This window comes from Novosphingobium sp. PY1 (assembly GCF_017312445.1).
Classification (GTDB): Bacteria; Pseudomonadota; Alphaproteobacteria; order Sphingomonadales; family Sphingomonadaceae; genus Novosphingobium.
This window is the reverse complement of the sequence record NZ_BLTI01000008.1, coordinates 152,235-175,771: the sequence shown is the minus strand read 5'-3', so window position 1 is coordinate 175,771 and position 23,537 is coordinate 152,235. Positions and strand designations below refer to the sequence as shown.

At 64.6% G+C, this 23,537-nt stretch carries 20 protein-coding genes and 1 tRNA gene; 6 read left to right on the top strand and 15 right to left on the bottom strand.

Annotated elements, in window-relative coordinates:
- Positions 1-28: 28 nt before the first annotated feature.
- From J3474_RS12215 to J3474_RS12190, 6 genes are all read right to left on the bottom strand, one after another.
- Positions 29-104: transfer RNA gene (locus J3474_RS12215), tRNA-Lys, on the bottom strand.
- A gap of 101 nt (positions 105-205) precedes the next feature.
- The gene (gene rodA, locus J3474_RS12210) at positions 206-1,318 is read right to left on the bottom strand and encodes a rod shape-determining protein RodA (protein WP_013833583.1); all 1,113 of its coding nucleotides are present in this window, start codon (positions 1,316-1,318) and stop codon (positions 206-208) included.
- The gene (gene mrdA / locus J3474_RS12205; RefSeq protein ID WP_207094392.1) at positions 1,315-3,444 is read right to left on the bottom strand and encodes a penicillin-binding protein 2; all 2,130 of its coding nucleotides are present in this window, start codon (positions 3,442-3,444) and stop codon (positions 1,315-1,317) included. Before mrdA ends, rodA begins: the two co-directional genes overlap by 4 nt.
- Entirely contained in the window at positions 3,441-3,983 is a 543-nt protein-coding gene (locus J3474_RS12200; protein ID WP_013833585.1) for a hypothetical protein, read from the bottom strand. The genes mrdA and J3474_RS12200 overlap by 4 nt, the downstream gene beginning before the upstream one ends.
- The gene (mreC, locus tag J3474_RS12195; RefSeq protein WP_007015313.1) at positions 3,983-4,870 is read right to left on the bottom strand and encodes a rod shape-determining protein MreC; all 888 of its coding nucleotides are present in this window, start codon (positions 4,868-4,870) and stop codon (positions 3,983-3,985) included. The genes J3474_RS12200 and mreC overlap by 1 nt, the downstream gene beginning before the upstream one ends.
- 64 nt (positions 4,871-4,934) lie before the next feature.
- Positions 4,935-5,981, bottom strand: coding sequence for a rod shape-determining protein (locus tag J3474_RS12190; protein ID WP_007015312.1), 1,047 nt, complete (start codon positions 5,979-5,981; stop codon positions 4,935-4,937).
- 185 nt (positions 5,982-6,166) lie between these two features.
- On the opposite strand from J3474_RS12190, the gene mutL reads away from it, so the two are divergent.
- Positions 6,167-7,990: a DNA mismatch repair endonuclease MutL gene (gene mutL / locus J3474_RS12185; RefSeq protein ID WP_207094391.1), complete on the top strand. Its 1,824-nt coding sequence runs from the start codon at positions 6,167-6,169 to the stop codon at positions 7,988-7,990.
- Positions 7,987-8,511 carry a hypothetical protein gene (locus tag J3474_RS12180; protein ID WP_207094390.1) on the top strand — a complete coding sequence of 175 codons (525 nt, stop codon included), beginning with the start codon at positions 7,987-7,989 and terminating at the stop codon, positions 8,509-8,511. The genes mutL and J3474_RS12180 overlap by 4 nt, the downstream gene beginning before the upstream one ends.
- 31 nt (positions 8,512-8,542) lie before the next feature.
- Here J3474_RS12180 and J3474_RS12175 read toward each other — a convergent pair whose 3' ends face one another.
- From J3474_RS12175 to ychF, 3 genes are all read right to left on the bottom strand, one after another.
- A complete protein-coding gene (locus J3474_RS12175) occupies positions 8,543-9,301 on the bottom strand; it encodes a MauE/DoxX family redox-associated membrane protein (RefSeq protein ID WP_207094389.1) in 759 nt (252 codons plus the stop codon).
- Positions 9,302-9,325: 24 nt separating this feature from the next.
- The gene (locus J3474_RS12170) at positions 9,326-10,132 is read right to left on the bottom strand and encodes a DUF1206 domain-containing protein (protein ID WP_207094388.1); all 807 of its coding nucleotides are present in this window, start codon (positions 10,130-10,132) and stop codon (positions 9,326-9,328) included.
- A 78-nt stretch (positions 10,133-10,210) separates the two neighbouring features.
- A complete protein-coding gene (ychF, locus tag J3474_RS12165) occupies positions 10,211-11,311 on the bottom strand; it encodes a redox-regulated ATPase YchF (RefSeq protein ID WP_007015306.1) in 1,101 nt (366 codons plus the stop codon).
- A 98-nt stretch (positions 11,312-11,409) separates the two neighbouring features.
- Between ychF and J3474_RS12160 the strand changes: the two genes are divergently transcribed.
- The gene (locus tag J3474_RS12160) at positions 11,410-12,936 is read left to right on the top strand and encodes a tetratricopeptide repeat protein (protein ID WP_207094387.1); all 1,527 of its coding nucleotides are present in this window, start codon (positions 11,410-11,412) and stop codon (positions 12,934-12,936) included.
- Positions 12,937-13,024: 88 nt separating this feature from the next.
- On the opposite strand, the gene J3474_RS12155 is transcribed toward J3474_RS12160, so the two are convergent.
- The 6 genes from J3474_RS12155 to J3474_RS12130 form a co-directional block, all read right to left on the bottom strand.
- The gene (locus tag J3474_RS12155; protein ID WP_242528381.1) at positions 13,025-13,738 is read right to left on the bottom strand and encodes a cistern family PEP-CTERM protein; all 714 of its coding nucleotides are present in this window, start codon (positions 13,736-13,738) and stop codon (positions 13,025-13,027) included.
- A gap of 27 nt (positions 13,739-13,765) precedes the next feature.
- Positions 13,766-14,035 carry a PEP-CTERM sorting domain-containing protein gene (locus J3474_RS12150; RefSeq protein ID WP_007015303.1) on the bottom strand — a complete coding sequence of 90 codons (270 nt, stop codon included), beginning with the start codon at positions 14,033-14,035 and terminating at the stop codon, positions 13,766-13,768.
- Positions 14,036-14,326: 291 nt separating this feature from the next.
- Positions 14,327-14,896 carry an aminoacyl-tRNA hydrolase gene (pth, locus tag J3474_RS12145; protein ID WP_013833591.1) on the bottom strand — a complete coding sequence of 190 codons (570 nt, stop codon included), beginning with the start codon at positions 14,894-14,896 and terminating at the stop codon, positions 14,327-14,329.
- A 101-nt stretch (positions 14,897-14,997) separates the two neighbouring features.
- Positions 14,998-15,627, bottom strand: a complete 630-nt coding sequence (locus J3474_RS12140) for a 50S ribosomal protein L25/general stress protein Ctc (protein WP_038576904.1) — start codon at positions 15,625-15,627, stop codon at positions 14,998-15,000.
- A gap of 156 nt (positions 15,628-15,783) precedes the next feature.
- Positions 15,784-16,635 carry a TraB/GumN family protein gene (locus tag J3474_RS12135; protein WP_013833592.1) on the bottom strand — a complete coding sequence of 284 codons (852 nt, stop codon included), beginning with the start codon at positions 16,633-16,635 and terminating at the stop codon, positions 15,784-15,786.
- 6 nt (positions 16,636-16,641) lie between these two features.
- Complete coding sequence (locus J3474_RS12130) at positions 16,642-17,619, bottom strand: TraB/GumN family protein (protein WP_207094386.1); 978 nt, start codon at positions 17,617-17,619, stop codon at positions 16,642-16,644.
- Positions 17,620-17,790: 171 nt separating this feature from the next.
- Between J3474_RS12130 and J3474_RS12125 the strand changes: the two genes are divergently transcribed.
- The 3 genes from J3474_RS12125 (at position 17,791) to ppdK (ending at position 23,530) form a co-directional block, all read left to right on the top strand.
- Positions 17,791-18,696, top strand: coding sequence for a glycine--tRNA ligase subunit alpha (locus J3474_RS12125; RefSeq protein WP_007015300.1), 906 nt, complete (start codon positions 17,791-17,793; stop codon positions 18,694-18,696).
- The gene (gene glyS / locus J3474_RS12120) at positions 18,693-20,804 is read left to right on the top strand and encodes a glycine--tRNA ligase subunit beta (RefSeq protein WP_207094385.1); all 2,112 of its coding nucleotides are present in this window, start codon (positions 18,693-18,695) and stop codon (positions 20,802-20,804) included. The genes J3474_RS12125 and glyS overlap by 4 nt, the downstream gene beginning before the upstream one ends.
- Positions 20,805-20,866: 62 nt before the next feature.
- Positions 20,867-23,530 carry a pyruvate, phosphate dikinase gene (gene ppdK / locus J3474_RS12115; protein WP_207094384.1) on the top strand — a complete coding sequence of 888 codons (2,664 nt, stop codon included), beginning with the start codon at positions 20,867-20,869 and terminating at the stop codon, positions 23,528-23,530.
- Positions 23,531-23,537: the final 7 nt, after the last annotated feature.

Genomic DNA, 23,537 nt, shown 5'->3' with positions numbered 1-23,537 from the left:
CCGAAGACCCGTCGCGGCAAGGAAGGCTTGGTGGACGCACTAGGGCTCGAACCTAGGACCCGCTGATTAAGAGTCAGCTGCTCTACCAACTGAGCTATGCGTCCACGCTACCTGCCTTGAGGGCCTTGCGGCCCCGCCGATTCGGCGGCGGAGCGGTCCGTATAACGTCTGTTTCGCGGATTAGAAGAGGAAACTTTCAACAATTTCAGGAGAAAGATCCCGGCTTCTGATTCCAGCGGTTTACCGCCATTATCGAGCCGATGCAGATCATGTTCGTCAGCATCGACGTGCCGCCATGGCTCATGAAGGGCAGCGGAATGCCAACGACCGGGGCGAGCCCCATCACCATCATCAGGTTGATCGCAACGTAGAAGAACACGGTGGCCGTCATGCCTGCGGCCAGCAGGCTGGCGAAGCGGTCGGGCGACCTGCGCGCGACCGACAGGCTCCAGAACAGCACGATGCCGAAGACGGCGATCACGAAGAAGCCGCCGATCATGCCCCATTCCTCGGCCATGGTGGCGAAGACGAAGTCGGTATGGGGCTCGGGCAGGTACTGCAGGTGGCTTTGCGAACCGTTGCCGAAGCCCTTGCCGAAGATGCCGCCCGATCCGATGGCGATCTTGGACTGGGTGATGTGATAGCCCGTCCCCAGCGGATCTTCCTCGGGATTGAGGAAGGTGAGGACGCGGTTGCGCTGATAATCATGGAGCAGCGTGAAGAAGGCGATCGGGATCGTGATCAGGACGCCCACGCCCGCACTGATGAACCACCAGAGGGGCAGGCCGGCCAGGAACATGATGATCGCTCCGCCAAAGCAGATTGCCAGTGCGGTGCCCAGGTCGGGCTGCAGGATCACCAGAAAGGCAGGAATGCCGATCAACACCCCCGCAGGCACGAGGCCGCGCCAGCTTCCTATCATCGAGGCAGGAAGCGCTTCGTAGAACTTGGCGAGGACAAGCACGATCGCGGGCTTCATCAGCTCGGATGGTTGCAGCGTCATGAAGCCGAGGTTCAGCCAACGCTGGCTGCCGCCGCCCATGGCCCCGATCGTCTCGACCAGCACCAGCAGCACGATGATGCCGCCGTAGATCGGATAGGCCGCCTGTCGGAACAGGTTTCGGCTGAAGCGCGAAATCACGATCGCCATGACCAGGAACACGAGGAACCGGATCACGTGGCTCAGCGCATAGGGCTGAAGGTGCCCGCCGGCCGCGGAATAGAGTACGGCGCCGCCCAGGCATACCAGGCCGAAGAGCGGGATGAGCATCTGCCAGGGCTGGCGCGCAACCGCGTCGGGAACGACGGAACGGTTCATTGCGTCCCCCCGTTCGTATTCGTGCGGTCGCTGGAATTCGTGCGGTTACTGGAATTCGTGCGCGGGTTCGGATTCTCGGCTGCACCGGCCTCGGCGCTGCCGGTTGCTATCGGTTCAGGACGCGGCGACTGCGCCTCGCGAACGATGGGCTGGCTTTCGCTCTGGTCTTCTTCCGATTCGCGCACCCTGCGGCTCTCTTCTTCGGTCGACACCTTCGGTGCCGTCACGCCGTACTGGGAGACGTAGGACTGGTAGCGCGCATCGAGCCGCTCCTTGGCGGTCCCGCCCCATTCCTTCTCGAATGCGTGCAGCTTCTCGAGCGCGAGCTCTGGATCCCACAAGTAGGTCATGACGTCACGCGCGACGGGATAGGCCGCGCTCGAACCGCCGCCGTGTTCGATGACGACCGCGCAGGCGTAGCGCGGATTGTCGAAGGGTGCGAAGCAGATGAAATGGCCATGGTCGCGATACTTCCACGGGCCGCTCTTGCCGCTGCTGATGTTGAGGCCGACGACTTGTGCAGTGCCCGTCTTGCCGGCAATCTTGATGTCATCGAAGGGCAGGGCGGCACGGTGCGCGGTGCCCGGGCCATTGACGACGTCCGACATGGCCTGGTGCACGTAGTCGAGATGCTCCTGCGAAATGCCCAGCGATGGAATGCGATCCGTTTCATGGCCGTATAACAGCCGCGGCATGAGAACCTTGCCGCTGGCGATGCGCGAGGCCATGACCGCCTGCTGCAAAGGGTTTACGAGGAAGTAGCCCTGACCGATCGTGGCATTGACCGTGTCGAAGGTCTGCCATTCCTTCCCGTACTTCTTCAGCTTCCAGGCCGGATCCGGGACGGTGCCGTAGGACTGGCCCACCACCGGAAGGTCGAATTCCTGGCCCAGGCCCAGCCTGCGGGCCATCGCAGCGATTGGATCCATGCCGATGCGCTGGGCGAAGTGATAGAAATAGACGTCGCAGCTCTGGTAGATGCCCTTGGCCATGTTGACCTGGCCGTGGCCGCGCCGGTTCCAGCAGTGGAACACGCGATTGCCCACCCTGAGGCCGCCGCCGCAGAAGACGCTCTCGTCGGGGTCGAGCCCGGCTTCCATGAAGGAGAGCGCCACCATCGGCTTGACCGTCGATCCCGGTGGGTAAAGCCCGCGCAGGACCTTGTTGCGCAGCGGCACATGGTCGTCGTCCGCCAGCATTTTCCATTCGAGGCGGCCGATGCCGTCCGAGAAGCTGTTCGGGTCGAAGCTGGGCATCGATGCCATCGCCAGGATGTCGCCCGAATGGCAGTCCATCACCACGACGGCGCCCGATTCCACGCCGATGCGCCGCGCCGCGTAGTCCTGCAAGCCGCTGTCTATGGTCAGCTTGATGGTCTTGCCGGGCACGTCCTCGCGCGTGTCGAGATCGCGCACGATGCGCCCCGAGGCCGTCACTTCAACTCGGCGAGCCCCGGGCTTGCCGCGCAGTTCGTGCTCGAAGATCTTTTCCAGCCCGTCCTTGCCCACCTTGTAGCCTGGCGTGATCAGGATGGGATCGTGGTCCTTCTCGTACTCCTCGGCCGAGGCCGCGCCGACGTAGCCGATCAGGTGGCCCACCGAAGGCCCGGTGGGATAGTCGCGCGAGTAGCCGCGCTGGGTGACGACGCCGGGCAGGTCGGGCAGCCTGACGCTGACCGCGGCGAAGCGCTCCCAGTCGAGGTTCGAGGCGACTTCGACCGGCGCGAAGCCGCGCGCCTTGTCGAGCTTGTCCTCGAGATCCTGCATGTCGACGGGCGACAGTTCTAGCAACTTGCCCAGCTGTGCGATGGTGCGTGCGCTGTCCTGCATGCGCTCGGGAATGACGTCGACGCGAAAGTCAGCGCGGTTCGAGGCAAGCGGGGTGCCACGGCGATCGAGGATCCAGCCGCGCCGCGGCGGGATCAGCGACAGGTTTACGCGATTGCTCTCAGCTTCGAGCTTGTACTTCTCGTTCTGCGCTACCGCGAGATAGCTCATGCGCGCGGCCAGCAACACGCCGATGCCGCCCTGCACAGTGCCGAGAACCACGGTGCGGCGGTCGAAGCTGTTGCGCAAGGTGGCCATGCTGACATGGCGCTTGAAGTTGAACTTGAATTTGAACTTCATTTGAGGACCATCAACGGCGTAAGCCGGATCCGGTCGATCTTCGCAACGATAAGTCCGACGAGCGGGTATGAGAGCACTGAAATCACGATCTGCGGCACAATAACATGAATCGGGGCAGCGGCGCCGGCGATGTTCACGAGGGCGAGGCTGAGTACGATATAGGCGACGATCAGCCCGATCGCTACCAGCCACTCGGTCACAAAATTGCGCCAGGGCAACCGGGTTTCGATCACTTCGAGGACGATGGCCGAAAGCGACCAGAGCAGTACGGCCGAGCCGAAGGGCTGGCCCGAGAACAGGTCGTCGAACAGGCCGAGCGGCAGGCCGGCCCAGATCGGGAGCAGGCCGGGTCGCAGCTGCTGCCAGGAAATGAAGAACAGGAAGCCGAGCGGTGGCAGTACCGGCGCCGAGGCGATCATCGCCCAGCCCGGCACCAGCGATGCCAGCATGATCGAGATCCAGGGCAGGGTCAGCGCCACCAGGGGCGAAGGAGCGCGATTGATACGCGGACCGGTCGCAGCGCTGCGTCGCGGTCCCATCATTCGGCGAACGTCTCGCTGTTTTCCCGGGCCGGGGGCGGAGGCTTGGGCGTCCAGACCTTCTCGACCATGACGTAGTCCGTGTCCGACGGATTGCTGAGTACGCGCGCGACCGCACCGTCGCGCACGATCTCTGTCAGGATCGCCATCGGCGTTCCGGGACGATAGAGGCCTCCCGAGCCCGAGGTTACCATGACATCGCCCTTCTTGAGCGGGTTGATGCCAAGGTTGATCAGGCGGATGCGCAAGGTGCCGTCGCCGTTGCCCTGCGCAAAGGCGGGAACGCCGTCGGTAGAGCGGCGGACCGGCACGAGGCTCTCGGTATCGGTGATGAGCAGGACCCGCGAGGTCGAAGCGCCGACTTCGAGGATGCGCCCGACGAGGCCCAGCTTCGAGCGGATCGGCATGCCCTTGGTCAGGCCCTTGTCGCGTCCGGCATCGAGCGTGGCATAGCGCCGCGTGCTGCCGCTGGTCGAACTGGTCAGGCGCGCGGTGGCGACCGCGCCTTCGTCCGATCGCGTCAGGTCCAGCAGCTGCTTGAGGCGCCTGTTCTCGGCGCGGATGGCATCGGCCTCGACAAGGCGCACCTTGGCCTCGGCCAGCTCGCGTTCGAGACGAGCGTGCTCACTGCCGAACTTGAAGAAGCCGGCAATATCGCTGAAGACGGTCTTCGATACCGTGCGTCCCGCAGCCGTTGCCTTCGCCGCCGGTTCGGTGACGTCTGCAGCCGCGCCGCGCAGGCCCGAGAAAGCGCCGGGATTGGCGATGGAGATGACGACGAGTCCCAATCCCACCACGGCGCCGATCGCACCTGCGATGTAGCTGAGGAACGTCGAGTATTGCGCTCTGCGGGAAAAGCCGGAGCGCCGGTTTGCTGGCGGCGCCATGCGCCTTGCACTCCTTCATCGAACGGCCCCGCATCGTGCGCCGGGGCCGCCCGCTTGCGACAGATCAGGCGGACATCAGTACGCCGCGGTAGATCGGGTCTTCCATCGCGCGGCCGGTGCCGAGTGCGACGCAGGACAGCGGATCCTCGGCGACGCTGACAGGCAGGCCGGTTTCCTCGCGAAGGTAGTCGTCGAGTCCCTGGATCAGCGCGCCGCCGCCGGTCAGGACGATGCCCTGGTCGACGATGTCGGCTGCCAGTTCGGGGGCGGTATTCTCAAGCGCGATGCGCACGCCCTCGATGATTGCACCGATCGGTTCGGCCAGCGCTTCGGCCACGTTGGCCTGGCTGATCGTGATTTCCTTGGGCACGCCGTTGACGAGGTCGCGGCCCTTGATGTGGATGGTTTCGCCGATGCCGTCTTCGGGCGTGATGGCGATGCCGTAATCCTTCTTGATGCGCTCTGCCGTGGCGTCGCCGATCAGCAGGTTATGGTGACGACGCACATAGGAGACGATCGATTCGTCCATCTTGTCGCCGCCGACGCGCACCGAAGTGGTGTAGGCGAGGCCGCGCAGCGAAAGGACGGCGACTTCGGTGGTGCCGCCGCCAATGTCGACGACCATCGAGCCGACCGGCTCGGTCACCGGCATGTCGGCGCCGATGGCTGCGGCCATCGGCTCGAGAATCAGGTAGACCTGGCTGGCGCCGGCATTCGAGGCCGCGTCGCGAATCGCGCGGCGTTCGACCGAGGTCGAGCCCGAGGGAACGCAGATCACGATTTCCGGATAGCGGAACAGGTTCTTCTTGCCATGCACCTTGCGGATGAAGTGCTTGATCATCTCTTCCGCGATTTCGATGTCGGCGATGACGCCGTCGCGCAAGGGACGGATGGCCTCGATGTTGTCGGGAGTCTTGCCCATCATCATCTTGGCGTCATCGCCCACGGCCTTGACCTTCTTGACGCCGTTGAGCGTCTCGATGGCCACGACCGACGGTTCGTTCAGCACGATTCCACGGTCCTGTACGTAGACGAGCGTATTGGCGGTCCCGAGGTCGATCGCCATATTCTGGGAGCCGAGTTTGAAGAATCGCGAGAAGGGCGAGGCCATCAGTTATCCGTCGTTTTTCCAGTCATTTGTCGATCACTGCTGGGATCGGATGACAGGCTTGTTGGCATGGAAGGTGGTCCCTTAACCCATCGATTCGGGAAACGCCAAAATTTTGTGTCGAATTGTAGTGGGATTCTTTGGGCGTCCGTCTCGAATTGACAGCGTTTCACCGCTAGAAATGGCCCATGCCCACAATTCGCCGCCTGCCCGAACATCTCGTCAACCGGATTGCGGCGGGTGAAGTTGTCGAACGACCGGCCTCTGCGCTCAAGGAACTCGTTGAAAACGCTATAGATGCCGGCTCCAGCCAGGTGACCGTGCGGATCGCGTCGGGCGGGCTCGACATGATCGAAGTCACCGATGACGGGTGCGGGATGCGGCCCGACGAAATCGCCCTGGCGCTCGAACGCCACGCGACCTCGAAATTGCCGGACGAGCATATCGAGCAGGTTTCGACTCTGGGATTTCGCGGCGAGGCGCTTCCCTCGATCGGGTCGGTGGCCCGATTGACGATAGAGAGTCGCCCGCGCGACGCCGCCGAGGGCTGGAAGCGAATCGTCGATCACGGCGAAGTCGCCGCCGACGGTCCGGCCGCGCTGCCGCCCGGAACCCGGATCAGGGTGGAAAACCTCTTCGGCAAGGTTCCCGCGCGCCGCAAGTTCCTGCGCACTCCGCGTTCGGAATATGCCGCCTGCCAGGACGTCGTGCGCCGCCTGGCGATGGCCCGGCCAGATGTCGGCTTCGTGATGGAGCATGACGGCAGGCGCGTGGTCGCGGGGCAGCCTCGCGAGGAACTGGCTTCGCGCGTCGCCCGCCTGGTCGCCCGTGAACTGGCCGATGACGGCGTGGTGATCGAGGCCGAGCGCGGAACCGCCAGGCTTACCGGGGTCGCCGGGCTGCCCACCTTTAATCGCGGCGTTGCCGATCACCAGTACCTTTTCGTCAATGGCAGGCCGGTGAAGGACCGCCTGCTGGTCGGCGCGGTACGCGGCGCCTATTCGGACATGCTGGCGCGCGACCGTCACGCGGTGCTCGCCCTGTTCCTCGAGATTCCGCCCGAGGAGGTCGACGTCAACGTCCATCCCGCCAAGACCGAAGTGCGCTTTCGCGATCCCGCCTTCGTGCGCGGTTTCCTCGTCGGGGCCCTGCGCCATGCGCTTGAGGGGGCGGGACAAAAGAGCGCGCAGCCGCCATCGGCATCGGCAATGGGCAATTGGCAGGTCGAGCCGACCGCACCCGCAGTTCCGGAGCCGGCTCCCGCTCTCGGCTCGCTCTTTGCCCGGCAATATTCCGCGCCGCGCACCGGCTTTTCCGGATCGCGCCTGTCCGAGGCGGGCACGGCCTGGAAATCCTACGAGGCCGAGGTCATGGCACCGCCTGCCGCCCGCGCCGAGCAGGTCGGCGATGAGCCCGACGAGGCGCTGCACTATCCACTCGGCGTGGCACGCGGACAGGTCGCCGGGACCTACATCGTGGCCGAGGCGCAAGACGGGCTGGTCATCGTCGACCAGCACGCCGCGCATGAACGACTGGTGCTGGAGCGGCTCAAGGCGGCAGGGGCGGAGGATGCCATGGTGCGCAGCCAGGCGCTGTTGCTTCCCGAAGTCGTCGAACTGGAAGAAGTCGCCTGCGATGCGCTGGAGGACAAGATCGACGACATGGCCCGCTTCGGCCTTGTGCTGGAGCGATTCGGCCCTGCGGCCATGCTGGTGCGCGCAGTCCCCTCGGTGCTTGGCAAGACCGACGTCCAGGGCCTGCTGCGCGATCTGGCCGACGACCTTGCAAAGAACGGCGATGCGCTGCTGCTGGGGGAAAAGCTCGATCTCGTGCTGGCGACGATGGCCTGCCACGGTTCGGTCCGCGCGGGCCGTTCGCTGACGGTCGCGGAAATGAACGCCCTGCTGCGCGAAATGGAACGCACGCCGCGCTCGGGCCAATGCAACCATGGACGCCCTACGTGGGTTAAGCTTGCTCATCAGGATATCGAGAAGCTGTTCGGACGAAAATGATGCGCAAGACATTGGCTGTTCTGGTTTTCCTCTCGCTCCTCGCCGGTTGCGAGGAGAAGGATCCGCAAGAGGAAGCCGCGCAGGACGCCAAGGACATCGCCATGGTCGAGCGCATGAGCCGCGAGCCGTTCAAGCCCATCGTTCCCGATGCGATTACCTCGGTCGATATCGATCGCTATGGCCTCGATCGACCGGGCTGTTTCTTCCGCAAGACTGAGAAAGTCGGGAGCGCAGGCAACGCGGACGACAAGCCGGATCCGATCTTCTTCGGTGACAGCGTCGACGGTTTCCTGCGCATCAAGGGCGATCTCAAGCGCTTTGCGGCCAAGACGCAGAGTGCGGAACTGCCCGGCGGTGCGCGCGCGACGTACATCGGGTTGTCGAGCTGGCTGGACATCGTCCGGCTGCCCGACGCGGGAACCGGAGCGGACGGGAATGTCTGGCCGGCCCGCCTGATCCTGCACGATTCGCAGGAACGGGTGGCCTTCATGGCAGACGGCACGGTCGACTGCAGCGCCTGACCGCGCGGTTTTCCCGGCGCCGCGGCGGGGATCAGATCCCCGAAGACACGGCTTTTGCGAACATCCAGAGGCCCATCCCGATCATGAACAGGTTCTCCGTGAGCGAAACGAAGCCGAGCGGGACATTGCCCGAACCGCCGACGCACGCGCACTTGAGTTCGCGCTTCTGGACATAGACCGCGTAATAGACCGAGGCTGCGCCAACCGAGCCGATGAACAGGGCGATGGGAATGGAAATCCACGGCAGCACCTGCGCCGTCATCAGTGCGCCTGCCACCCATTCGAGCACGGGGTAGGCATAGGCATAGGGTACCCAGCGCCGCGCCAGCAGGTCATAGCCCAGGAACATCGTCGAGAATTGCTCGACATCCTGCAGCTTGAGCATGGCCAGCAGCATCATCGAGATCGAAACGAACCATTCCATCGGCAGGAGTGCCAGGACCGTTCCGAGCGAGGCCCAGCTCGCAGCAAGTGCCAGCACGGCGGCCGTGGCAAAGATCGCGATGACCGGCTTGTAGCTCTTCTCGCCGGGATCGCGGACCTTTTCCCCGAAGAACTTGCGCAGCTCCTGGTAGCCGCCGATGCGTTGCCCGGCGATAAAAGTCTGCGGCGTCGTCTCGACCTCATGCCGGGCCTTGAACGCATCGGTTTGCTCGCGCGTCTCGAGCCATCGGTCGTCGATCCGATAGCCATGTTTTTCGAGCAGATGCTTGGACTTCAGCCCGAAGGGGCAGATGTGCTTCTCCATCACCATGCGATAGAGAACGGCGGACTTGTTGGGATCGATCATGGCTGTGCAGTTTCGTCTGGAATTTCAGGTGAACTTGGCTTTTGCTGCCTCGAAACGGCGTCCCGGGTCGGGGATGATGCGGTACCGCGCGACGATCATGCTGAAGACGCCGAAAAGGATCAGGCCGGCGGCTACCGCAAGGTAAAGCGGCGCAATGTCGCGCAGGTCGGTAATGGCATCGCCGAGCGATAGCGCCTCGCGGCTGCTTTCCAGCCAGCCCGAGCGGATCAGCGACCAGCCCATGACAAGGAAGACGAGACCTCGGGTGAAATAGCCGGCACGGCCCAGCCAGCAGGTGTAGCCCGGCGCGCGGGCCGATACCCGTTTCATGAAGCCGAGGGTAATAGCTTCCTTGACCTGGAACAGTGCCGCCGCGACCAGGCCGACGCCGACCACGCCAAGGGCCACGCCGCCAAGGTCGTATGTGAGGGCGGTCGCGGCCATGTCCTGCGTGCGGCTGTCCGCGTGGGCCTTGCTTCCCATCGCGAAGCGGAGCGCGGTCCACGACAAGCCGAGGTAGATCGCAAAGCTGCACATGTGGCCGACGCGCACGGCAATGCCCTTTGCATCGCTACCGTGGCGTTCGGTGTCGAGCACCGCGGTCGAAAGCCGGAAAAGGGCATAGCCGATAAGGCCGAGGGCGGAGATGAACAGGACGGCAGTGCCGCCGGGGATCTCGTGGATATATTCCATCGCCCCGGCCTGGCCCTGCTTCACGGCCGAAGAGCCCGCCGAGGATATGGCGAGATAGCCGAGCAGGGCATAGACCAGCCCCCGCGCGAAGTAGCCCAGCCTTGCCAGCCAGACGAGTTTTTCAGATTTGTCGACCATTCCCGGTGCGCTCCTGTCGCCCTCGCAACAGCAACGCACCGGATGGACAATGGTGCCCCTTTGCGGGGCGAACCGTGCTCAGACGTTGAACTTGAAGTGCATTACGTCGCCGTCATGCACGACGTATTCCTTGCCTTCCTGGCGCAGTTTGCCGGATTCCTTGGCGCCGCTTTCACCATTGCATGCGACGTAGTCGTCATAGGCGATGGTTTCGGCGCGGATGAAGCCGCGCTGCATGTCGGAGTGGATCTCGCCCGCGGCCTCAGGAGCCTTGGCGCCCTTGTGCACGGTCCATGCGCGTGCTTCCTTGGGGCCGACGGTGAAGAAGGTGAGCAGGTCGAGCAGTTCGTAGCCGGCGCGGATGATGCGCGCGAGGCCGGTTTCGTGCAGGCCCATTTCCTCGAGGAAGACCATGCGCTCGTCCACTTCCATGCCCACGAGTTCGGCCTCGATGGCGGCAGAGACGATGACCGCGGTGGCATTCTCGGCGGCGGCTTTCTCGAAGACGCGCTGCGAGAACGCGTTGCCTTCGGCTGCCGATTCTTCTTCGACGTTGCAGACGTAGAGGACGGGCTTTGCGGTCAGCAACTGGGCCTGCCGGAAGACGCGGGCTTCCTCGTCGTCCTTGGGCTGGGTGAGGCGCGCAGGCTTGCCTTCGCGCAGCAGTTCGAGCGCCTGGCCGAGAACCGAAGCGGCAATCTTCGATTCCTTGTCGCCGCCGGTGGCGCGCTTTTGTGCGGCAGGAACGCGCTTCTCGAGGCTTTCGAGATCGGAAAGCAGGAGTTCGGTTTCGACAGTTTCGGCATCGGCCAGCGGATCGACCTTGTTGTCGACGTGCTGGATGTCGTCGTTCTCGAAGCAGCGCAGGACATGGATGATCGCGTCGACTTCGCGGATGTTGCCGAGGAACTGGTTGCCCAGGCCTTCACCCTTGGATGCGCCGCGCACGAGCCCGGCAATGTCGACGAAGGAAAGCTGGGTCGGGATGATCTTGGCCGAACCGGCAATCGCGGCCAGCTTGTCGAGGCGCGGGTCGGGCACGCCGACCTGGCCGACATTGGGCTCGATGGTGCAGAAGGGATAATTGGCTGCCTGAGCGGCCTGCGTCTCTGTGAGCGCATTGAACAAGGTCGACTTGCCGACATTGGGCAGGCCCACGATCCCGCAACGGAAACCCATGTGTTACTCCGAATGAAAATTTCGCCGCCCATAGCGGTCAGGATCGGTCTTGACCAGTTTCACCTAATCTTCACCCCCCGCGACTATCGCTGCCGGGCATGAAACATGCGATCCGTCTGACCCTGCCGCTGGCCGCCGCCCTCCTCCTCGCCGGTTGCGGTGCAAGCCCGGAAGAGCGCCTGACCCGGGCCGAGCAGGCTTATGCCGCACACAACTATTCGGCTGCGCGCGTCGATCTCGCCAGTGTTATCCAGGAAGCGCCGGAAAACGCCAGGGCGCTGGAATTGCTGGCACGTACCTACATTGACCTGGCGGACCCGGTGTCCGCCGGCAGCATGCTCGAACGTCTCGGCAGGCTGGGCAAGCTGCCCGCCGATGCAGCGGTACTGCAGGGCAATGTCGACCTGATGCTGGGCCATTACGACAAGGCACTTGCCGCAGTCGACGGCGACGGTTCGGCGCAGGCCTACAGGGTGAGGGCGCTTGCGCATATCGGGGCCGGCGATACCGCCAAGGCTGCCCAGGCTTTCGCGGCCGGAGAGAAGGCACCGGGAAGCAAGGGGCGCCTGCTGGCCGACTACGCCAGCTTCCAGCTCGACAGCGGCAACGAGGCGGAGGCGCGGCGGCTTGCCGCTCTTGCTGCGCTGGAGAAGCCGCGCCCGCTCAATTCCTACCTCACCAGCGCCGACCTGCTGGCGACCGACAACAACCTCGACAAGGCACTCACCGTCTTCGAAGCCGGGCTCAAGGCCTATCCCGAAAGCCGCGCGGCCCTGCTCGGCAAGATCAGGGTGCTCGATGCGCTGGGCAAGAACGAGGCGGTTAGGCCGCTTGTCGCCAAGGCGCTGGCCGACAACCCTGGCGATCTCGACCTTGCCTACTTCGATGCCCGGCTCGATGCGCTCGCCGGCAAGTGGCGTTCGGTTCGGGACAAGCTGCAGCCGCGCGAGAGCGTGCTTGAGCAGCAACCGCAGGCCAATGCGCTCTACGCCAAGGCGCTGCTCGAACTGGGACAGGGCGAGCAGGCGAGGGCGCGGCTGACGTCGCAGTTGCTGCGCGAGCCGGACAACCGGCAGGTCCGCCTGCTGCTAGGCCAGGCGGAGCTTGCGCTGGGCGATGCATCCGATGCGGTGGAGACGCTCGAGCCTTTCGCCGGCCTGACGGATGCGACGAACGAGGAACTCTCATCGCTTGCCAAGGCCTACAAGGCGGCCGGTCGGTCCGATGCGGCAGCCATGGTGCAAAAGGCGCGCGAAGCGGCCGGGGCCCGGATTGTGTCGCGGCTGGCCTCGGCGGACAGGGCAATGCGCAACAAGGATTGGCAGACTGCCATTGGCGATTACGAGACGATCCTGCGCCAGACCGACGGTAAAAACGTTCTCGTGCTCAACAACCTCGCCTTCGCCTACAGCCAAGTCGGCGCTGAGGCCAAAGCCCTGACCTTCGCGGAAAGGGCGCTCAAGCTGGCACCGGATAATGCCTCGGTCATGGATACGGCGGGATGGTTGCTGCACAGCACGGGCAAGGACCGCAAGCGCGGACTGGCCCTTATCGAGCAGGCTGCCCGCAAGGCGCCGGACAACGCCACCATTGCCGGTCATCTGGCGCAGGTTCGCAAGAGCTGAAAGCAGACAAGGCCCCTCCCGCGGGTTGCGGAAGGAGCCTTGTCGGAACACCTCGGGGAGCTAGACCGAGGTTGGCTGGACCTGCCTGTCAGGCCGTGGCGAGATGGGCTTTGCCACGGCGCGGGCGCCTGCGTGCGAACGCAAGACCGGCGAGTCCAAGACCGAGAATTCCGATTGTGCCGGGTTCGGGGACCGGCGTACCGCCCGAGGAGCTCGAGCTGCTGCTGATGGTGCCCGAACCGCTGGCCGACGTGATGTTGCCTGCGCCAGAGATCGACTGATAGCGCGCGAAGAAGTCCGAGAGCGTGATCGATTCCGGGGCTGCATCGAAGCCGAGGGTCAGCGAACCGGTGCCGGTGTCGCCGGTGAGGACGCCGCCCGAGTTGCCGGCGCAAGAATTGCTGTCACTGCCCTTGAAGCAGACGTCGACGGTGCCGATCCCGTTCGGGTAATTGCTGCTGAGCACCGAGTAGGAGAAGGCGCCGGTGCTGCTGGCATCGACAATGCCGGGATCGACGTCGAAAGCGAAGCTCGAAACGCGCGAATCGAGGCCTCCGCTCGTCGTGTTGCTGACGCTGTAGTCGAAGACGTAGCCGGTCGAGGTGATGCCGGTCAGCGTGAAGGTCGCCGAGGATGTCAGCCCGTTGATTGTCGTGCCGCCGGAAAAGCCGTCGAAGTTGACCGTGAAGGAATCTCCGATGCTGTTCGAATCGAGTGTGATCGCGTCGGCCCAGGCCGGTGCGGCAAGTGTCAGGCTGGCCAATGCTGCCAGGCCGGTAAGCGTCTGCTTCATTGTGGGCATCGAATATTCCCCGCCGACAGGATGGACTTAGCGATAGACGCGGCGGCGGCGCGCATAGGCCATGCCAATGAGGCCGAGGCCAAGGATGCCGACCATGCCGGGTTCCGGCACTTCCGAACCGCCCGACGAGGTGGAACCACCCGAGGTCGAAGTCGAACCGCCAGAGCTGGATTCGCAGGTGGAGTGGCCGCAGCCGCAGTAGTGACTGTGCCTCCAACCGCCGGCCATTGCCGGGGTGCTGATGGTCAGCAGGGCGCCGGCTGCGATGGTTGCGGCGAGCAGGGTCTTGCGGATCATGTCAGGATTTCCCGTATTGCAGTTTGACTTGTTGCCTAACTAAGCAATGGCCGTGCCAAATACGGAAAACAGGGATTTTCGATAGTTAATGGCCGCAAGGGGCAGTCGTGCCTGTAAGCTAACTCGACACTATCAATCGATTTCAGGTGTTTAGTTCGCCGCGCGAGGGACGCGGCTGTTCGGGCAGGTGGCTGTTCGGGCAGGTGGCTGTTCGGGCAGGTGGCTGTTCGGGCAGGCGGCCGGGCAGGTCGTCCGCGCCGGGCATGCCTCTGTAAGCTAACGGGGGCTCGGTCAGTCCTGCAGGCGCAGCGCGACATCGTTCATGAAGCGCGTGTCGTCGCCCGCGGCAAGCCGGTCGGCTTCTGCGGCAACGGCGCCCAGCATGTCGGAAAGCGGGTCGATCTCGGCCTTGGCGTAGTTGCCCAGGACATAACCGGTGACGCGGTCCTTGTGGCCGGGGTGGCCGATGCCAAGGCGCACGCGGCGAAAATCGGGGCCGAGGTGCTGGGCGATGGAGCGCAGGCCGTTGTGCCCGGCATGGCCGCCGCCTTGCTTCACCTTGACCTTGAAGGGTGCGATGTCGAGCTCATCGTGAAAGACGGTCAGGTCGGACAGGTCGAGCTTGTAGAAGCGCATCGCCTCGCCGACGGAGCGGCCGCTTTCGTTCATGAAGGTGGCGGGCTTGAGCAGGAGGATCTTTTCGCTGCCGATGCGGCCTTCCTGCAGCCAGCCCTGGAACTTCTTCTGGACCGGGCCGAAGCCGTGGACGTCGGCGATCGTGTCGACGGCCATAAAGCCGACGTTGTGCCGCTGCATGGCATATTGCGGTCCGGGGTTCCCGAGGCCGACCCAAAGCTGCATCGTCTAACTCCCGACAGCGGAAATGCGCACGGCGGATACGAAAAAGGCCTCTCCCGCGCATCGCGAATTCGCGGCGCGGGAGAGGCCCGGTAATCCGTGGATTACTCGGCTTCGGCTTCCGCCTCGCCTTCGGTCTTGGTCGTGTCGCCTTCTTCGCTCTTCAGAGCCGAGGGCGCAACGATCGTCGCGATGGTGAAGTCGCGGTCGGTGATCGCGCTTTCCGAACCGGCCGGGAGCTTCACGTGGCTGATGTGGATCGATTCGCCTACGTCGAAGCCGGTGACGTCGATCGCGATCTCTTCCGGGATCTTGTCGGCGGCGCAGACCAGCTCGAGCTCGTGACGAACGACATTGAGAACGCCGCCGCGCTTGAGGCCCGGGGCCTTTTCTTCGTTGACGAACGAAACCGGCACGTTGACGTGGACGCTCGCTCCCTTGGCAAGGCGCAGGAAGTCAACGTGAAGCGGACGGTCGGAGACCGGGTGGAAGGCAACGTCCTTGGGCAGGGTGCGCAGCTTCTTGCCGCCGACTTCAACTTCGACGATCGAGTTGAAGAAGTGACCTGTGCCGAGCTGACGAACCAGCTCCTTAGCCTCGACGTGGATGGCCAGAGGTTCTTCATTGCCACCATAGACAACGGCAGGGACACGGCCATCGCGACGCAGGGCACGGGAGGCTCCCTTGCCAGCCCGTTCACGCGTCTCGGCCGGCAGGTTAAGCGTATCGCTCATGAGGACTTGCCTTTCGAAAACTGGATAGATCGCGGCAAGCGGATCGACCATCGACCCGCGCCGTCCCGTCACGCCTCCAGGGATGACCATGACAGGAGGGCGGCCCCCTTATCCGTAAAGGAGCGCATTTGCAAGCCGTATCGCGGTTTGCGGCGGCTATTCGACCCGGGTTACGGTATAGCCGCGCGCGGCCAGCATCGCGGGCAGTCCCTGCGGTCCGGCCATATGGGCCGCGCCTACCGCTACGAAAGGCATGTTCCCGGCCTTCATGGCCTCGACGATCCGGTCGGTCCAGCGCCGGTTGCGTCCGGTGAACAGCACTTCGCGCAGCTCCGGGTCCGCAAGAAGGCCCTTTCGCGTTTCCTTCTCGATTGCGGCCATGTCGCCCTTACGCCAGCTATCGGCAAGATCGGTGTCCGAACTTGCGGCTTCCTTGATCACGGCGGCGAGCAGGTCGCGCTGTTCGCTCTCCGGCAAGGTGTCGAAAAGGCCGAGCTGTTCTTTCGCGCCTTCCAGCTCCACCACCGGTCGTTCCCCAGCCGCGGCGATCACCGCGCGATCCACCCCGTTGCGCGCCGCATCGTCGTCCGCGCCGCTGCGCGCCAGGGTAAGGGCAGCCGCCCAGGTGTCCATCGCCGCGAAATCGCCGTCGCCGTAGCCGGAGGACTTGAGCAGGGCGGCAAGGGCAGGGCGCTGGGGGGGCGCAATCCTGCTGGAGAGCGGAGGCTGACCTTCGCTTCTGGCAAGGCGGGCGAAAGTGGCGGCAACGTCGGCTTCGTCGGCAAGGTTGGCGACTTCGACCATGACCGTGTCGGCGGTATCGAGCGCGCGGCCGACCGCAGGCGTGCGCCACGCCAGCGGCCTCTCGGCGCTATGGATCGTCCCGAAGAGCCACGCCGTCTCGCCCGAGGAGCCTTCGACCTTCCACAGGGCAGGATCGGCCTTCTGTGGCTGGGGCGAACAGGCCAGCAGCGCCAGCGTCGCAAGCAGGGCAAGCAGCGGGCGCAAGGCGGTTTACTGCAGCCGGGTCGAAGGGACGCCCTGGGCGGCGAGCTGTTCCTGTACGCTGTCCTCTCCGGCAAGGTGACCCGCGCCGACCGCCACGAAGACGGTGCCCGGCTCATCGAGGCGGGCCTTGAGCCACTTGGCCCAGGCGGCATTGCGGTTGGTCAGCAGGACCTGCCGCACGCGCCTGTCGGTCTCGCCCGCATTGAGGATTTCGGCCAGTTCCTCGGCGCGGCCCGCCTTCCATGCCGCGATCAGCTTGGCCAAATCGTCGCGCATGGTCGGCAACTGGTCGAGCACTTCGCCGAGATAGTTCTCCTGCGCGTCGGCAGGCAGGCTGTCGAACAGGTCGATCTGATACGCGGCCGTCTCGAGCGCCTCGCGGGCAAGGCCGTGCTCTTTCGCCAGCGCCTCGATCTGGGATTCGACGCCGTTTTCGGACTTGTATCCCGCCTTCTGCATCGGCAGCGACGAGAGCAGCAGGGCGGCGTACCAGGGTTCGAAGCGGTCGAAGGCATTCACCGGTACGCCAAGATCGGTCATCGCCTTTTCATAGGCGCTGCGCTCTTTCTCCGGCAGGGCTTCGCGCAGCGTCTTGCCGTCGGTGCGCACGGCCTTGGTGAGAAATTCCTTCTGCAGGTCGGCGGGCGAATCGATGATCGCCTCGGTCACCAGCAGCTTGGACGAATTGAACGCCTTGGCGACCGGGCCGCTGTACCAGTCGGTTGCCTCGGGCAGAATGTGGATCGTCCCGAAGAGGTAGATCGTCGTGTCATCGTCCGCGATCTTCCACAGGCCCGGCGTCGCGGGTACCGGCTTCACCGCGACCGGGGCCTGCGGGCTCGTCGCAGCGGCGGCGACCGGGGCATTCGCAGAACCTTCGCCAGGCGTTGCCGGCGCTTCGCGCGCGAGTAGCGAAGTCGCGCCGAACAGTGTGAGAATGCAGGCGGAAATGCCCAGCCGGGCTTTGGTTCTGCTGATGATCATGGGCATGACAGTGGCCGACAATGGACAAACGTGCGATTAACGCAAGCCGCCTTGCCAGTTCCTTCAACAGTGTTTCAATGCACATGGTCGGCATTTCGCATGTCATGGCCTGTTGATTTGGCATCCCCGATCCGCCAAAGGCCGCGCAGCCAAGAAATTGACGGAATCTGCATGCCAACCGCCGCCGAACAGCCGCTCAGCTTCCAGGACATGATCCTGACGCTTCATAATTTCTGGAGCGCGCAGGGCTGCCTGATCCTCCAGCCCTACGACATGCGCATGGGCGCGGGCACCTTTCACCCTGCCACGACGCTGCGCGCACTCGGGCCGGAGCCGTGGAAGGCCGCCTACGTGCAGCCCTCGCGCCGCCCGACCGACGGTCGCTATGGCGAGAACCCGAACCGGCTGCAGCACTACTATCAGTATCAGGTCATCCTGAAGCCGAACCCCGAGAACCTGCAGGAACTCTATCTTGCCAGCCTCGCGGCAATCGGCGTCGATCCGCTCGCGCACGACATCCGTTTCGTCGAGGACGACTGGGAAAGCCCGACGCTGGGCGCCTGGGGCCTGGGCTGGGAAGTCTGGTGCGACGGCATGGAAGTGACGCAGTTCACGTATTTCCAGCAGGTCGGCGGGTTCGACTGCAAGCCGGTCGCCGGTGAGCTGACTTATGGCCTCGAGCGCCTTGCGATGTACATCCAGGGCGTCGACCGCGTCTATGACCTGCGCTTCAACAACGAGGGCGTAAGCTACGGCGACGTCTTCCTTGCCAATGAGCAGCAGCTGTCGAAGTACAACTTCGAGATCGCCGATACCGATGCGCTGTTCGCAGGTTTCAAGGCGGCCGAGGCGGAATGCATGCGCTGCATCGACGCGCAGATCCCGCTCGCGGCCTACGACCAGGCGATCGAGGCTTCGCACCTGTTCAACCTGTTGCAGGCGCGCGGCGTCATCTCGGTGCAGGAACGCGCCAGCTATATCGGCCGCGTGCGCGATCTCGCCAAGGGCTCGTGCCAGGCCTGGATCGAAAAGAACAAGGACGAGTGGGAAGCCAAGTTCCCCGGGTGGACCGTATGACCGACTTTCTTCTCGAACTGCGCTCCGAGGAAATTCCTGCCCGCATGCAGGCAGGTGCGCGGGCCGATCTCGAAAAGCTCTTCCGCAAGGAAATGCAGGCTGCCGGTGTTGCCGTGGGCGCAGTTACCGTCTGGTCGACGCCCCGCCGCCTCGCGCTGATCGCGCGCGACCTGCCGCTTGCTACCGAAGCGGTGCGTGAAGAGACCAAGGGTCCGGCCGCCACTGCGCCCGAGCAGGCGCTGGAAGGCTTCCTGCGCAAGACCGGGCTGACCAGGGACCAGCTCGAAGTCCGCGACGTCAAGGGCAAGGACACGTACTTCGCGGTCGTCGAAAAGCCGGGCCGCGCGGTCAGCGTGGTTCTGGCCGAGGCCATTCCGGCCATCGTGCGTGCATTCCCCTGGCCCAAGTCGCAGCGCTGGGGCGCGGCCTCGATCTCGACCGAATCCCTGCGCTGGGTGCGTCCGCTCTCGGGCATCGTGGCGATCCTGGGAGAGGACCTTGTCGAATGCGAGGTGGGCGGTATCCGCTCGGCCTATACGACCAAGGGCCACCGGTTCCACCACCCTGACGAGATCACCATCGGCGGCGCCAACGACTACGCCGACAAGCTGCGCGCCTGCCACGTCATCGTCGACCATGAGGAACGCCAGGACCTCGTCCGCACCAAGGCGCGCGAAGCGGCCGAAGCTGCCGGTCTGACGCTGGTCGAGGACGAAGGCCTGGTGATCGAGAATGCCGGGCTCACCGAATGGCCGGTGCCGCTGCTCGGCCGTTTCGACGAGGATTTCCTCGAGGTTCCGCCCGAGACCATCCAGCTCACCGCGCGCGTCAACCAGAAGTACTTCGTGTGCGAGAAGGACGGCCAGCTTGCCGATGCCTTCGTCTGCACGGCCAACATCGTCGCCAGCGACGGCGGTGAGGGCATCGTTGCGGGCAACCGCAAGGTCCTTGCCGCGCGCCTGTCCGACGCCCGCTTCTTCTGGGAGCAGGACCGCAAGACGCCGTTGTCGCAGCACGCGAAGAAGCTGGAACGCATCACCTTCCATGAGAAGCTGGGCACTGTCGCCGACAAGGTCGAGCGCGTCGCCAAGCTGGCGCAATGGTTGGCGAGCGAAGGTATCGTTCCCGGGTGCGATCCTGCACAGGCGCGTCAGGCGGCCGAACTGTGCAAGGCCGACCTCGTCACCGAAATGGTCGGTGAATTCCCTGAGCTTCAGGGCCTCATGGGCGGATACTATGCCCGCGCCGAGGGGCTGCCCGACGCCGTGGCCGATGCCATCCGCGATCACTACAAGCCCGTGGGTGCCGGTGACGACGTGCCGACTGCCCCGGTGACCGTGGCGCTGGCGCTGGCCGACAAGCTCGATACGCTGCGCAGCTTCTTCGAGATCGACGAGAAGCCGACGGGTTCGAAAGATCCCTTCGCCCTGCGCCGTGCGGCACTGGGCATCATCCGCCTTATCACTGACAACGATCTGCGCTTTGGCGTCGCCGAGGGCGATCTTCTCGACTTCTTCGCCGACCGTCTCAAGGTCCAGCAGAAGGAAGCGGGCGTCCGCCACGACCTGATCGACGCGGTCTTTGCGCTGGGCGGCGAGGACGATCTCGTCCGCCTGCTCGCCCGCGTGCACGCCCTGCAGGCATTCGTCGAGACCGAGGACGGCACCAACCTGCTCGCCGGGTACAAGCGTGCGGCCAACATCCTCAAGAAGGAGGATTGGAGCGGACAGGACGACGGGATCGAGCATACCGGCGACGAAGACCCGCTTGAAAATGTCGACGATCCCGACATGCAGGCTGTCTATGCGGCCGAACTTGCCGAGCAGGCGGCGCACAAGGGGCTTTCCTACACGCCTGAAAAGGCAGAAAAAGCGCTGATCGACGCGCTCGACAGCGCCGAGCCGAAAGCGGCGGCTGCGGTTGCCGCAGAGGACTTCGCAAGCGCCATGGCGGCGCTGGCCTCCTTGCGCCAACCGATCGATGCATTCTTCGATGAGGTGACTGTGAACGATCCCGATCCCAGCAAGAGAACGGCACGTCTCGCGCTGCTTGATCGTTTCCGTGCTGCAGTGCACAATGTGGCGGATTTCTCGAAGGTCGAAGGGTAGGCATTTCAACCCGTTTTGACCGTGTAAACTGTGTAAACCAGAACAGGAAAGTCAGGGGACAGATGAGCAGGCAGGTCTATACCTTCGGTGGTGGCGTGAAGCACGATGACCCGCGTTCGCGCGACAAGGTCATCACCGGCGGCAAGGGTGCGAACCTTGCGGAAATGGCCGGCATCGGCCTGCCGGTGCCTCCCGGTTTCACGATCACCACTGAGGAATGCGTCAAGTATCTGGCCGAAGGCGGCGATTTCTCCGACGCCCTGCGCGCCGACGTTGCCGAGGCCCTGACCCATATCGAGAAGACGGTGGGCAAGGACTTCGGCTCGGCTGCCGATCCGCTGCTCGTTTCGGTCCGTTCCGGCGCCCGCGTGTCGATGCCGGGCATGATGGACACGGTCCTCAACCTCGGCCTCAACGATGACACGGTGGAGGGCCTGTCCGCCACTTCGGGCGACGAACGCTTCGCCTGGGACAGCTACCGCCGCTTCATCCAGATGTATTCCGACGTCGTCCTGGGCGTCGAGCACCACCTCTTCGAGGAAGCGCTCGAGATCGCCAAGGAAGACAACGGCTATCTCAACGACGTCGAGATGACCGCCGACAACTGGCGCGCCATCGTCAGGCAGTACAAGGGCATCGTCGAGAGCGAGCTTGGCCACGCCTTCCCGCAGGACGTCAACGAGCAGCTCTGGGGCGCCATCCGCGCCGTGTTCGATTCCTGGGACTCGGACCGCGCCAAGGTCTATCGCCGCCTGAACGACATTCCCGGCGACTGGGGCACGGCGGTCAACGTCCAGGCCATGGTCTTCGGCAACATGGGCGAAACGTCGGCCACCGGCGTTGCCTTCACCCGCGACCCGGCGACCGGCGAGAAGGCCTACTACGGCGAATGGCTGGTCAATGCGCAGGGTGAGGACGTCGTCGCCGGCATCCGCACACCGCAGTACCTGACCAAGGCCGCCCGGGAGCGCGCCGGGGCCAAGCCGCTGTCGATGGAAGAAGCGATGCCCGCAGCCTACGGCGAACTCGCCGCGGTCTTCGAGCTGCTCGAAAAGCACTATCGCGACATGCAGGACATCGAGTTCACCGTCGAGCGCGGCAAGCTGTGGATGCTCCAGACCCGTTCGGGCAAGCGCACTGCCAAGGCTGCGCTGAAGATGGCGGTCGACATGGTCGGCGAGGGCCTGATCGACGAGCCGACCGCGATCAGGCGCGTCGATCCGATGGCGCTCGACCAGCTGCTGCACCCCACGCTCGATCCCAAGGCTCCGCGCGACCTGCTGGGCAGGGGCCTCCCCGCCTCGCCGGGCGCGGCTTCGGGTTCGATCGTCCTCGATGCCGATACGGCCGAGAAGCGCGCGGAAATGGGCGAGGCGGTCATCCTCGTGCGTGTCGAGACCTCGCCTGAGGACATTCACGGCATGCACGCGGCCAAGGGCATCCTCACCGCACGCGGCGGCATGACCAGCCACGCGGCGGTCGTCGCCCGCGGCATGGGCCGTCCCTGCGTCTCTGGCGCTTCGGGCCTGTCGATCGACATGAAGACCCGCACCCTGCGCATGGGCAACCGTGAGCTGAAGGAAGGCGACATCCTGACGCTCGACGGCGCCAGCGGCGACATCATGGCCGGCGAAGTGCCGACTATCGAACCCGAACTTGCGGGCGACTTCGCTACCCTGATGGAGTGGGCCGACAAGCACCGCCGCATGAAGGTGCGCACCAATGCCGAGACCCCGGCCGACTGCAAGATGGCCCGCCAGTTCGGCGCCGAAGGCATCGGCCTGTGCCGCACCGAGCACATGTTCTTCGATGCCGAACGCATTTCGTCCGTGCGCCAGATGATCCTGGCCGAAGACGAAGCCGGTCGCCGCGCCGCGCTGGAAAAGCTGCTGCCCGAACAGCGCGCCGACTTCCACGCGATCTTCGATGTGATGGCCGGTCTTCCGGTCACCATCCGCCTGCTCGACCCGCCGCTCCACGAGTTCCTGCCGCACGGCGACGAGGAATTCGCCGAGTTGTCCGAAGCCATCGGCATCGGCGTGGCGACGCTCAAGCGCCGGGCCGATGAACTGCACGAGTTCAACCCGATGCTCGGCCACCGCGGTTGCCGTCTCGGCATCACCTTCCCCGAGATCTACGAAATGCAGGCCCGCGCCATCTTCGAGGCTGCCTGCGACGTCGCCGATGCCTCGGGCGATGCGCCCGTGCCCGAAGTGATGATCCCGCTCGTCGCGACCAGGCGCGAGCTGCAGATCCTCAAGAAGGTCGTCGACGATACAGCCGTAAAGGTCTTCGCCGAGAAGGGGCGCACGCTCGAGTACATGGTCGGCACCATGATCGAACTGCCGCGCGCGGCGCTGATGGCCGCCGAGATCGCCGAGGAGGCCAAGTTCTTCTCGTTCGGCACCAACGACCTCACGCAGACGACGCTGGGCGTCAGCCGCGACGATGCCGCGCGCTTCCTCAGCCCCTACGTTGAAAAGGGCATCTATCCGCGCGATCCGTTCGTCAGCCTCGACATCGAGGGCGTCGGCCAGCTCGTGACCATGGGCGCCGAGCGCGGACGTGCCACGCGCGCCGATCTCAAGCTCGGCATCTGCGGCGAACACGGCGGTGACCCGGCCTCGATCGCGTTCTGCGAGAAGACCGGCCTCGATTACGTCAGCGCCTCACCCTATCGCGTGCCGATCGCGCGACTGGCCGCAGCGCAGGCAGCGCTGGCCTGATCTGTCA